The following is a 12,344-nucleotide window of genomic DNA, read 5'->3' on the forward strand; positions in this document are numbered from 1 at the left end:
CCGGACGGTTCACGGCGCGAACGCCACCGTCACCCATCCTCCCGTCACCGCCCCTCGGCCGGCCTTGCCGTCGATTCCTCCTTCAGCGCCTCCGCGAGCACCTCCGCCAGGTGCCGCGCCCGGTGGCTGCCCAGCTGCTCCAGTTGCGTACGGCACGAGAAGCCGTCCGCCAGGATCTCCGTTCCCTTTCCGGCCGCCCGCACCGACGGCAGCAGCTGGTCCTCCGCGCACGCCACCGAGACGTCGTAATGGCCGCGTTCGAAGCCGAAGTTGCCGGCCAGCCCGCAGCAGCCGCCGCTCAGTTCACCGGTCAGGCCCGCGCGTTCACGCAGCCGACGGTCCGCGTCGTCGCCCAGGACCGCGTGCTGGTGGCAGTGCGTCTGGCCGGTGACCGGACGGTCCAGCCGGGGCGGCCGCCACTGCGGCGCGCACTCCTCCAGGGCCTGGGCGAAGGTCCGTACGGACGAGGCCAGCCGCGCCGCGCGCGGGTCGTCGCCGAGCAGCTCCGGCAGGTCCGTGGTGAGCGCGCCCGCGCAGCTCGGCTCCAGGACGACGACCGGCAGGCCCGCGTCCAGCAGCGGTTCCATCAGGTCCAGCGCCCGGCGCATGACCGTACGCGCCCGGTCGAGCTGGCCCGTCGAGACATACGTCAGTCCGCAGCAGACCCGGCCCCCCTGCGGCGGCGCCACGACCCCGATCCCGGCCGCCTCGAACACCCGTACCGCCGCCCGGCCCACCGACGGCGTCAGATACTCGGTGAAGGTGTCCGGCCACAGGACCGCGGAACGGCTGCGCGCGAAAACCTCCGTACGGGCCTTCAGATGCCGCCCCAGCCACCGTCCGAACCGCTCGGGCGCCAGCCGCGGAATCGTACGCTCCGGGGCGATGCCGCCCAGCCGCTTGGCGAGCGACGCCAGCGGGGGCACCCGCGCCGCCGCGTTCAGCACCCGCGCGAACGGGGCCGCCAGTCGCAGCCAGCGCGGCAGCAGGCCCATCGCGTAGTGCGCGGCGGGCCGCATCCGGCCCGCGTAGTGGTGGTGCAGGAACTCCGCCTTGTACGTGGCCATGTCCACGCCCACCGGGCAGTCGCTGCGGCAGCCCTTGCAGGACAGACAGAGGTCCAGCGCGTCCCGTACCTCCGTCGAGCGCCAGCCGTCCGTCACCACCTCGCCCGCGAGCATCTCGTGGAGCAGCCGGGCGCGCCCGCGCGTGGAGTGCTGTTCCTCGCCGGTCGCGCGGAACGACGGGCACATCACCCCCGGCCCGGAAGCCACCCCGGAGCCCGCCCCGGAACCCGCTGTCGCTCCCGGACCGGGTCCGCCCACCCGGCACTTGGCGACCCCCACGCACCTGCGCACGGCCGCCGAGAAGTCCCCGCCTCCCGGCCCGTCGTGCGGATACCCGAACGCGACCTCGACGCGCTCGCGCGGCAGCACCGCGAAGCGCAGGTTCTCGTCGAGCCGTGCCGGGCGGGCCAGCACGCCCGGGTTCATCCCGCCCGCCGGGTCCCACAGGTCCTTGAACCGGCCGAAGAGTCCGACCAGTTCGTCCCCGTACATCCTCGGCAGCAGCTCCGAGCGCGCCAGCCCGTCGCCGTGCTCACCGGAGAGGGAGCCGCCGTGCGCGACGACCAGCGACGCCACCTCCTCGGAGAAGCGCCGGAAGCGCCGTACCCCGTCCTCGGTCAGCAGGTCGAAGTCGATACGGACATGGATGCAGCCGTCGCCGAAGTGCCCGTACGGCGTGCCGCGCAGGCCGTGGTCCGCGAGCAGCGCGCGGAAGTCGCGCAGATACGCGCCGAGCCGGGCGGGCGGCACCGCGCAGTCCTCCCAGCCGGGCCACGCCTCCGTGTCGTCGGGCATCCGGGTCGCGGTCCCGGCGGCGTCCTCCCGTACGCGCCACAGCGCCCGCTGTCCGGCCGGGTCGGCCACGACCGTCCCGTCCAGCGCGTCGGCCGCGCGGAGGATCGTGGCGGCGGCGGCCCGTGCCTCGTCGGGCGTCGCGCCGCCGGTCTCCACGAACAGCCAGGCCCCGCCGCGCGGCAGTCCGTGCCCGCCGTCGCCCCGTACGCGCACGAGGTCCTCGGACATGCCCTCGACCGTCAGCGGACCGTACGGGAGCAGCCCGGCCGCGGCTTCGGCGGCGGCGCTCTCGTCGGGGTAGCCGAGGACGGCCAGGGCGCGGGCCGGGGGCGCCTCGACGAGCCGTACCGTCGCTTCGGTGGCGACCCCGAGCGTGCCCTCGCTGCCGCAGAAGGCGCGGGCCAGATCGGTGCCGGCCTCGGGCAGCAGCGCGTCCAGGGCGTATCCGGAGATCCGCCGGGGCAGCCCGGCGGGAAAGCCCGTGCGCAGCGGCGCGAGATGGCCCTCGATCAGCTCGCGCACCCCGGCGGGGGCGCCGTCCCAGCCCTTGCCGAGACGCAGCGCGGCGCCGCCGTAGGTGGTCACCGACAGCTCGTGGACATTGTCGGCGGTCGTGCCCCAGGCCACCGAGTGCGCTCCGCAGGAGTTGTTGCCGATCATCCCGCCGAGCGTGCACCGGCTGTGCGTGGACGGATCGGGGCCGAAGGTCAGCCCGTACGGCCGTACGGCCTCGCGCAGCGTGTCCAGGACGACGCCGGGCTGGACGACCGCCGTGCGCGCCGCCGGGTCCACCGACACGATCGACCGCAGATGGCGGGTGAGGTCGAGCACGACGCCCAGGCCCGTGGCGTTCCCGGCGATCGAGGTCCCGGCGCCGCGCGGCACCACCGGCACCCCGTACGTACGGCAGACCGCCAGCGCCGCCGCCACATCCGCCGCGTCACGCGGCGCGACGACTCCGACCGGTACCCGTCGGTAGTTGGACGCGTCCATGGTCGTCAGCGCTCTGGCCGCCGCGCCGAAGTCCACCTCACCGCGCACGGCCGCCGTCAGCGCCGCGGCCACTTCCGTGGCCGGTGCTCCGTCCGTCGCCGGTGCCGTCGCCTTTCGTGCGTTGCGTGTATCCCGCATATCCCGCGTATCGCGCTCAGCCATGAATCCAGCATGCCCCCGCCGCACTCACCGTCCCGGTTTTTCCTGGTTCGCCGCTCCCGGAACAGCGAAGAAAGGAAACAGGAATCTCCCAAACTGATCGTCAATTCTCATATAGTGGCGACCGTTTGAGCATTATCCAACAGCGCCCGCGCCCCTCATCCCCGGACGGCCCGGGCGGCCGACCGCCTTCCCGATCCCCACATCCTGGAGCAGGTGCGCGTTGGACTCCGTAACCTCCGAACGGACCACCGGCCCGTCAACGGTCCGGCCGGCCCTGGCCAGTACCGCCGACAACGGTCTGAAGATCGTCATCGTCGGCGGCTTCGGCGTCGGCAAGACGACCATGGTCCGTTCCGTCAGCGAGATCCGTCCCCTCAACACCGAGGAGACGATGACGCGCGCGGGCCAGGACATCAGCGAACTCGCCGGGCTCGACGGGCTCCAGAGGAAGAACACGACCACCGTCGCCTTCGACTTCGGCCGGATCTCCCTCGACGCGCGTTCGGTGCTCTATCTCTTCGGGGCCCCTGGGCAGGAACGTTTCTGGTATCTCTGGGACCGGCTCTTCTCCGGCACCCTCGGCGCGGTCGTACTCGTCGACACCCGCCGTCTCTCCGACTCCTGGTACGCGATCGACCGGCTGGAGCACCACGGCATTCCCTTCATCCTGGCCTGCAACGACTTCGGTGGGCCCGTCCACACCGAGGAGGAGATCCGCGCGGCGCTCGTGCTGGCCCCGGACGTGCCGCTGGTGGAATGCGACGCGCGGGACCGCTCGTCCAGCAAGTACGTGCTGATCACGCTGGTCGAGTACCTCCACGCCCTGTCCGAGAAAAGAGCGGCGTCCGAGAAGAGAGCGGCGGCCCCGGCCATGGACGTGAAGGCGGAGACCGCCCCGTAACGACCGGCGTACTCCCTAAGGGTGAAGCTCTGATCGTGAAGGCGGGACGCCGGCGACCCGAGCGGGCCCGCCGTGACCCCCGTCCCACGCCCCGGGCAGGTGTCTCACCCGACGGACACGGTTATCGGCCGTGCGACGGGAGGGACTACGCTCCGGCCCGTGGCCGATATCCAGATTCCCGCTGACATCAAGCCCGCCGACGGCCGTTTCGGCGCAGGCCCCTCCAAGGTGCGGACGGAGGCGGTGGACGCGCTGGCCGCCACCGGTACGTCGCTCCTCGGCACGTCCCACCGCCAGGCCCCGGTCAAGAACCTGGTCGGCGCGGTGCGCGAGGGCGTACGGAGCCTCTTCGAGCTCCCCGAGGGCTACGAGGTGATCCTGGGCAACGGCGGCTCCACCGCCTTCTGGGACATCGCGACGCACGGTCTGATCGAGAACAAGTCTCAGCACCTCTCCTTCGGTGAGTTCTCCTCCAAGTTCGCCAAGGCGGCCAAGCTCGCGCCGTGGCTGGCCGACCCGACCGTCATCTCCGCCGACCCCGGCTCGCACCCGGACCCGAAGGCCGAGGCGGGCGTCGACGTCTACGCGTTCACCCACAACGAGACCTCCACGGGTGTCGCGACCCCGATCAAGCGCGTCGCGGGCGCCGACGAGGGTTCGCTCGTCCTGGTCGACGCGACCTCCGGCGCGGGCGGCCTGCCGGTCGACATCGCCGAGACGGACGTCTACTACTTCGCCCCGCAGAAGTCCTTCGCCTCCGACGGCGGCCTGTGGATCGGCGTCTTCTCGCCGGCCGCGCTGGAGCGCGCCGCGCGCGTCCACGCCTCGGGACGCCACGTCCCCGAGTTCTTCTCGCTGCCGACGGCGATCGACAACTCGCTGAAGAACCAGACGTACAACACCCCCGCGCTGGCCACGCTCTTCCTCCTCAACGAGCAGCTGAAGTGGCTCAACTCCCAGGGCGGCCTGGACTGGTCGGTCCGCCGTACGGCCACCTCCTCGCGCACGCTCTACGGCTGGGCCGACGCGTCCAAGTACGCGACCCCGTTCGTGGTCGACCCGGCGAAGCGCTCGCAGGTCATCGGCACGATCGACTTCGCGGACGAGATCGACGCGGCGGCCGTCGCCAAGACGCTGCGCGCCAACGGCATCGTCGACACCGAGCCCTACCGCAAACTGGGCCGCAACCAGCTGCGCGTGGCGATGTTCCCGGCGATCGACCCGGCGGACATCGCGGCGCTGACGGAGTGCATCGACTACGTGATCGAACGCCTCTGACGGTTCGGATCCAATGATCCGGAACGTCGCTTCCCGGGCCCCGGCGCACTCACACCGCGCCGGGGCCCGTCGCATGCGCCCCCGGGGCTCATCTCATCTGCTCAGCCGCTGGAACCTCCGTACCGCCAGTGGTACGAAGACCGCCGTCAGCGCCACCGGCCAGGCCACCGACAGCAGCAGGGCGTGCTCCTCCGGCCAGGTGCCGCCGCTCGCCACCGGATTACCGAACAGCTCCCGCGTCGCCGTCACCGTCGAGGAGACCGGGTTCCACGCGGCCACGGTGCCCAGCCAGTCAGGCATCAGCGAGGGCGCCACGAAGACGCTGGAGATCATCGTGAGCGGGAAAGCGACCGCGAAGAGGTTCCCCGCCGCTTCCGGGCCGGGGACCAGCAGGCCCAGCCACACCCCCACCCATATCAGCGAGAAGCGCAGGAGCAGCAGCAGTCCGAAGGCTCCGAGCGCGCCCGGGAACCCGCTGTCCCACCGCCAGCCGATCGCGAACGCCGTCGCGGCCAGGATCAGCAGCTCCGCGACCGCCGTGAGCAGATCGCCGACCCCACGGCCCGTGACCACCGCCGAGGGGGCCATCGGCATCGACCGGAACCGGTCGATGACCCCCCTGGTGCTGTCGGTGACCACCGCCACCGCCGTGTTCATAAAGCCGAAGGCCATCGTCATCGCGAACATCCCGGGCATCAGAAACTCCCGGTAGTCGCCGCCTCCCGGCACCTTCATGGCGCTGCCGAAGACGTATCCGTACAGCAGCACGGAGACGATCGGAAAGCCCAGCTGCCAGACGATATAGACCGGTTGGCGCTGGTAGTGCGTCAGCCCTCGCCGTACGGCATTCCAGCAGTCGGCCACCGCCCAGTAGGCCCGGCCATGGCTGCTTCCGTAATCGCTCCCGGTCTCCAGATCCAGCGCGACACTCATGCCGCCACCCCCTCCTTCACGCCCGTTGCCACGTCCCCATCCGCGTCGGCTTCGGGGCCGGCGTCGGCGCCCGTACGACGCCCGGTCAGCCGGAGGAACACATCGTCGAGGCTCGGTCTGCGCAGCCCGATGTCCTCCACCGCCGTCCCCCGGTCCTGGAGCGTGCGCGCCACCTCCGTCAGCGCGGCCACCCGGTCGCTCACCACCGCGTGCACCCGGCGGGCCGCGTCGTCCGTCTCCACCGCCGCGTCGGCCACCCGCGCCACCGCCTCGACCGCCGCCGGTATGTCCGCGTGCTCCGCCACCACGACCTCGATCCGGTCACCGCCCACGGTGTTCTTCAGCTCGGCTGGGCTGTCGTCCGCGATCGCCCGTCCCTGGTCGATGACCGTGATGCGCGAGGCGAGCTTGTCCGCCTCGTCCAGATACTGCGTGGTGAGCAATACGGTCGTACCACCCGCCACCAGGGCACGGACCGCGTCCCAGACCTCACCGCGCCCGCGCGGATCGAGCCCGGTCGTCGGCTCGTCGAGGAAGAGGACCTGCGGGGCGAGGATCATCGACGCGGCCAGATCCAGGCGCCGCCTCATCCCGCCGCTGTACTCACCGACGCCCTTGCCGCCCGCCTCCACCAGATCGAACTGCTCCAGCAGCTCACCGGCGCGCAGCGCCGCCCGCCGCGAGCCCAGATGGAAGAGGCGGCCGAACATCTCCAGGTTCTGCCGGCCGGTGAAGATCTCGTCCACCGCCGCGTACTGCCCGGCGAGGCCGACCCTGCTCCGTACCCTCCGGGGATCGCGCGCCACATCGACGCCCGCCACCTCCGCCCGCCCGCCGTCGAAACGCAGCAGGGTCGCCAGCACACGGACCGCCGTGGTCTTGCCCGCGCCATTGGGCCCCAGCAGCCCGTGCACGGTGCCTCTGCGCACGGCTAGGTCGAAGCCGTCGAGCGCGTACGTCCCTCCCCTCTCCCCCGACTCCCCTCTGCTCCCCTTCCTCCCGCTCCTCCCCTTCTTCCCCTTCTCCCCGTACCTCTTCTGGATCGCCTCCGCCAGCACGGCATGTTCGTTCACAGCCCCTCCCGGGCAAGCCATCGATGAACTGAGTACAGCGTACCCACATCAGGGTACGCTGTACTCATTTTCTTTCCAGGGGATTACGCTGAGCCCATGACATCGACGGAATCAGCCGGCAGCGGCAATGTCGCGCGCAGCCTCGAACTCCTCTGGGGATCGGGCGAACGCCCCAGCCGCGGCCCCAAACCCGGCCTCACGCTAGACCGGATCATCACGACCGCCGTCGCGCTCGCGGATGCCGAGGGCCTGGACGCGGTCTCGATGCGCCGACTCTCCACCGAGCTGGGCACGGGCACCATGTCGCTCTACCGGTACGTGCCCGGCAAGGCCGAGCTGATCGATCTGATGCTGAACCAGGTACAGGGCGAGACGGCCGCGCTGACCGAAAGCCTCGACCCCGGCTCGGGCTGGCGCCCCGCCGCCGAGGCGATGGCGCGCGCCGCGCTCGCGCTCCACCGGCGCCACCCCTGGCTGCTCTCCGTGAACCAGGCCAGGCCGGTCCTCGGCCCGAACACGGTCAGCGGGCTGGAGAAGACGCTCTCCGCCATCAAGGGCATGGGACTGAGCGACCCGGAGCTGATCTCAGTGATCATCATGGTCGAGGGCTATGTCACCGGGGTCGCCCGTACGCACGTCCATGCCGTCGAGGCGGAGAAGAGGTCGGGCATCACCGACCAGGAGTTCTGGCAGGCGCAGGAGCCCGTCCTGTCGAGGGCCATGAACAGCGGGGTGTATCCGGTCATGGCCTCGCTGTCCGAGGAGGCGTTCGGCCCCGAATTCGACCACTTCGAATTCGGGCTCCAACGGATCCTCGACGGCTTGGAGGTACTGGTCGAACGACGCGCGGCGGAGCGGGATACGGCGGGATGACGCGGGGGGGGGCGGCGCTCTGCGCTCCGCCTCAGTCCTTCCGGCGCATGCGCTTGAAGGCGAAGACCAGCGCGGCCCCGCCGATGACGATGATCGCGCCGAGGGTGGCGTTCCCCTGGTTCCCGCCGCCGCCCGCGTCGTCGGCCATCCCCCCGTCCGCACCCGCGCCTGACGAGGAATTCCCGCCCCCGGAGGACGAGTTGCCGCCGGAAGACGAGTTGCCGCCGGAGGACGAGTTGCCGGTGCCCTTGTCCAGGTCCACCCGCACCACCCCGCTCTCCTTGCCCTCGGTGCCGAACATCAGCGCCTTGCCGTCCGCCGTGTAGGTCACCGACTCGGCCTGCCGCTGGAACGGCGCGCTGATCCGGCGGTCCTTGCCCAGCCGGCCGTTCTGCCACGCGTAGGCACGCGCGCTGAAGTACGAACGCAGCACCAACTCCTCGCCGTCCGGCGAGAACGCCCCGTCCGTCACCCAGGGCACGTCATCGATCCGCCGGAAGGTGTTCGTCCCGGACGAGGTTAGCTCGGCCGGGCCCTCGTACAGCCCGCCGCCGTCCTCGTTCTTCGAGGCGATATAGACCCGTCCGGTCTTGGGGTCGACCATCATCGACTCGGCGTCACGCGGCCCGTCGGCGTACTTCACGGTGAACTGCGTGGCGCGCACCGTCGCGTCCTTGAGCTCCTTGGGCTCGGGGAAGCGGTAGATCCACACGTGATCCCAGGTGCCGTTCAGGTTGTCGCCGATATCGCCGACATACACATTCCCATCGGGACCTATGGAGATGGCCTCTACATCCCGGGGCTTGCCGATGCCTTCGAGGGTGAGCGTCGCGACCGTCTCACCGGTCCTGGAGTCCACGGCGTAGATCTGGGGCCCATAGCCGCTGTCGTTATGTGTCCAGTAGACGCCGGGGTGGGCCCGGCTGGCGGCGAGACCGCTGGACTCGGTGATCCTCGGGTCCTTGATCGTGAAGCTCTGGTCGGGCGCCCCGTCGGCCGCGGCGGCGGGGGTGACGGCGGGCGCGAACACCACCGCCGAGGCCGTCGTCAGCAGTACGGCGGCGATGGCACCGGCGGTGGCGGCGACGGCACCGGAAACGCGCGGGCCGGGATGGCGTGGAAGCGAACGCATTCACCAAGACTGCCATCCCCGCCGGCTCCGGCCGGTCCGGATGGCTCGTTCGGATGGCCGGCCCGGTGCCGGCCGGGATGCTGGCCGGGATGTCGGCCGGGATACCGGTCGGGATGCCGGTCGGGATGCCGGTCCGGGGTTCAGGCGACTGCGGGCCGCACCCCGAGCTGCGGGTCGATCGGCGCCCGGGTGAGCCGGTTGGCCAGGGTCGACACGCCCCCGGCGGTCGCGAGGACGGCGAGGGTGAACTGCCGTACAGCTTCGAGACGTTCGTCCGGCAACGGCTGCCCCGGACGCTGCTCCCGCAGCGCGTCGATCAGCTCGTCGGCGGCGCCGAGGGCCCTGAGTTTCCCGGTGTGCATGACGACGCAGAGATGGCATGCGTTGCGTACGGCGACGGTCATGACGATCACCTCACGCGCGAGCGGATCGAGCGTCGTGGACTCGAAGAGACCCGTGAGCTTCTGGAAGCCGTCGAGCAACTGCGGCGGGGAGGTGGGGGTGGTGCGTTGCCGGCCTCGGGTTGGTGGGTGAGGCGCGGGAGTGGAGTGGGGCGGCCCGGCACCGGCTCAGCGGGCAGGTGGGGGTGGGTAGTTGGGATTCAGGCCCCGCTGGTGACTGTTCGTTGTCGGGTGCGGGTGAGGACCGAGGGGTATTCGGGGTGGCCCGGAAGGTTTGGTGTCGGGTGGGGGCCGCCCCTGATCTTTGAGTTTCGCGGTTCCGGGTCGGGTGTCAAGGGCGCTCCTTCGTCGCGTCGGCTGCGCCGATTCCGCTTCGCTCCACCCTTGACACCCAACCCTCCACCGCAAGTGCAGCTTGCTGGTGAGGGCGTGTGGGTGGTGGGGTGGGTGTGACTGATGAGGCGCCGAGTGGGCCGCTGAGAGGCCGTGATGTGCCCCGCTGCCCGGTTACCTGACACCAGGACGCATCACCGGCCGGAGGAGCCCCGGAACACCTCGCCAAACTGGGACATACGGGTCAGATTGCAGGGGTGGTCGGCAACGGACCGCCACCAGCGGGGCATGCGCCCCAACTACCCACCCACACATGCCCGCTAAGCCGGTGCCGGGCCACCCCACACCACTACCGCGCCCCACCCACCGGCCAGCAGGCCGGGAACGGACCGGCCCCACCAACTCAGCCCCCCCGGGGACCCCTCCCCCCGGGCCGCCCCTCCACAAAGCCGCACTTGCGGTGGAGGGACGGGAGTCAAGGGTGGAGCGAAGCGGAATCGGCGCAGCCGACGCGACGAAGGAGCGCCCTTGACGCCCGACCCGGAACCGCGAAACTCAAAGCTCAGGGGCGGCCCCCACCCGTCATCGGACGCACCGGGCCACCCCGACTACCCCTCGGTCCTCACCCGCACCCGACAACGAACCGCCACCAGCGGGGCAGCCCACCCGTACCCACCACCCCGCCCCCATCCGGGGTCCAGCAACACCCCCGCCCGGGGTCCAGCCCTCCTGACCTGGGGTGCGTTCCGTCGGAGACTTCTGGTTGTCACGCCGCTGACCAGCGGCCACAGCCAGACTGACGACGGGGATCGACCATGACCGACCGGACTCGGCGGAACATCGTGCGCGGCGCGGCAGTAGCAGCCGCCGGAGGGTTCTTCGGCGTGCACAGCGGGCCGCCCTCCGGCGCGCAGGCAGCCGCCGCTACCGCCGCAACCGCCAAGCCCACTCCCGAACCCACCCTCAAACCCACACTCACACCCACACCCACCCGCACCCGCACCCGCCCCTTCCTCGAAGGCCCCTTCGCGCCCGTAACAGACGAGCTCACCGCCTTCGATCTCCCCGTCACCGGCCGCGTACCCCGCGCGCTCAACGGCCGCTACCTGCGCAACGGTCCCAACGCCCTCGGTCTTGAGGACCCCATGGCACACCACTGGATGCTCGGCGACGGGATGGTCCACGGCGTACGCCTCCGGAACGGCCGCGCCGAGTGGTACCGCAACCGCTGGATACGGTCGGCCGCCGTGGCCCGCAAGCTGGGTGAGCCGTACGACGGTCCCGTGCCGGAGGACGACTTCGCGACCAACACCCATGTGATCCCGTACAAGGGCCGCGTTCTGGCGCTGCAGGAGAGCGGGCCGCTGCCGTACGAACTCGACGACGAGCTGAACACCGTCGGCACGCACGACTTCGGCGGAACTCTGCGCGGCGCGTTCACCGCGCACACCAAGTTCGACGCGCGAGCCGACGAGCTGCACGCGATCACGTACTACCCGACGTGGGACCACGTCCGGCATCTCGTCGTGGACCGCACCGGCCGGGTCGTACGGACCACGCGGATCCCGGTCGCCGACAGCCCGATGATGCACGACTTCGCCCTGACCGAGCGGTACGTGGTCGTCTTCGACATGCCGGTGACCTTCGACCCCGTCGCGGCCGGGGCGGGCGCCCCCGTCCCGTACGTCTGGAACGACCGGCACCCGGCGCGCGTCGGGGTGATGCCACGGGCCGGTGGCCGGATCCGCTGGTTCGAGGTGCCGTCGGCCTTTTACTCGCACACCCTGAACGCCTACGACGAGGGCTCGTCCGTGGTCGTTGATCTGACCACCATGCCTGCGCCCTTCTTCACGGCCGGCCGGGGTTCCGGCGGTCCCACCGCGCTCGGGACCCCGTCCCTCGACCGCTGGACGATCGACCTGGTGCACGGCCGTGTGCGTACGCGGCGCCTCGACGACCGTCCGCAGGAGTTCCCGCGGGTCAACGAGGGGCTGGTGTCCCGGCGGCATCGCTACGCGTACTCCGCCACGGCGGCGGCGATGTGGCAGGCGTATCTGACGGTCGACGGCGTCCCGCCGGACCGCGCCTTCAGCAATGCCCTGATCAAGCACGACCTGTTCCGCGGCACCACCGAGGTACACCGTTTCCCCCGGAACGCGGCGGCGGGCGAGGCCGTGTTCGTACCGTCGCGGGCAGAGATCGGCGCCACCCAGGACACCCGCGCCGAGGACGACGGTTACGCGCTCGCCTACGTGCACAATCCCGAGCGCGGCGCTGCCGACCTGGTCATCCTCGCCGCGCAGGACTTCACCGGCGAGCCGGTCGCCCGGATCCATCTGCCGGGGCGGGTCCCCCTCGGTTTCCACGGCAGTTGGGTCCCCGACGCGTGACCGCGTAACCACG

The 12,344-nt window shown here is 71.2% G+C and carries 8 protein-coding genes and 2 pseudogenes; 5 read left to right on the top strand and 5 right to left on the bottom strand.

From position 1 onward, the window contains the following. Positions 1-44 precede the first annotated feature (44 nt). Positions 45-3,017, bottom strand: a complete 2,973-nt coding sequence (locus IF11_RS0110795) for an FAD-binding and (Fe-S)-binding domain-containing protein (protein WP_078490604.1) — start codon at positions 3,015-3,017, stop codon at positions 45-47. Between the two features lie 150 nt (positions 3,018-3,167). Between IF11_RS0110795 and IF11_RS43160 the strand changes: the two are divergent. The 3 genes and pseudogenes from IF11_RS43160 to serC all read left to right on the top strand — a co-directional run. Beyond that, a pseudogene (locus IF11_RS43160) lies at positions 3,168-3,254 on the top strand (DUF742 domain-containing protein); the annotation flags it as partial. Then, complete coding sequence (locus IF11_RS0110800) at positions 3,238-3,918, top strand: GTP-binding protein (protein WP_030351296.1); 681 nt, start codon at positions 3,238-3,240, stop codon at positions 3,916-3,918. The pseudogene IF11_RS43160 and the gene IF11_RS0110800, both read left to right, overlap by 17 nt. A 159-nt stretch (positions 3,919-4,077) precedes the next feature. Beyond that, a complete protein-coding gene (gene serC, locus IF11_RS0110805) occupies positions 4,078-5,196 on the top strand; it encodes a phosphoserine transaminase (protein WP_030351297.1) in 1,119 nt (372 codons plus the stop codon). Positions 5,197-5,289: 93 nt separating this feature from the next. On the opposite strand, the gene IF11_RS0110810 is transcribed toward serC, so the two are convergent. Together IF11_RS0110810 and IF11_RS0110815 are read right to left on the bottom strand one after the other, a co-directional pair. Then, on the bottom strand, positions 5,290-6,129 hold the full coding sequence (locus IF11_RS0110810) for an ABC transporter permease (protein WP_030351298.1): 840 nt from the start codon (positions 6,127-6,129) through the stop codon (positions 5,290-5,292). Beyond that, positions 6,126-7,223: an ATP-binding cassette domain-containing protein gene (locus tag IF11_RS0110815; RefSeq protein WP_051745768.1), complete on the bottom strand. Its 1,098-nt coding sequence runs from the start codon at positions 7,221-7,223 to the stop codon at positions 6,126-6,128. Before IF11_RS0110815 ends, IF11_RS0110810 begins: the two co-directional genes overlap by 4 nt. A 75-nt stretch (positions 7,224-7,298) precedes the next feature. On the opposite strand from IF11_RS0110815, the gene IF11_RS0110820 reads away from it, so the two are divergent. Further along, complete coding sequence (locus tag IF11_RS0110820) at positions 7,299-8,075, top strand: TetR/AcrR family transcriptional regulator (RefSeq protein ID WP_030351300.1); 777 nt, start codon at positions 7,299-7,301, stop codon at positions 8,073-8,075. Between the two features lie 31 nt (positions 8,076-8,106). Here IF11_RS0110820 and IF11_RS0110825 read toward each other — a convergent pair whose 3' ends face one another. Continuing rightward, positions 8,107-9,207, bottom strand: coding sequence for a membrane protein (locus IF11_RS0110825; RefSeq protein WP_030351301.1), 1,101 nt, complete (start codon positions 9,205-9,207; stop codon positions 8,107-8,109). Between the two features lie 140 nt (positions 9,208-9,347). Then, positions 9,348-9,695, bottom strand: a pseudogene (locus tag IF11_RS0110830) (carboxymuconolactone decarboxylase family protein); the annotation flags it as partial. Between the two features lie 1,061 nt (positions 9,696-10,756). Here IF11_RS0110830 and IF11_RS0110835 point away from each other — a divergent pair. Continuing rightward, on the top strand, positions 10,757-12,331 hold the full coding sequence (locus tag IF11_RS0110835; RefSeq protein WP_030351303.1) for a carotenoid oxygenase family protein: 1,575 nt from the start codon (positions 10,757-10,759) through the stop codon (positions 12,329-12,331). The last annotated feature ends 13 nt before the right edge of the window (positions 12,332-12,344 follow it).

Origin of the sequence: Streptomyces scopuliridis RB72, from assembly GCF_000718095.1 — a bacterium.
GTDB lineage: Bacteria > Actinomycetota > Actinomycetes > Streptomycetales > Streptomycetaceae > Streptomyces > Streptomyces scopuliridis.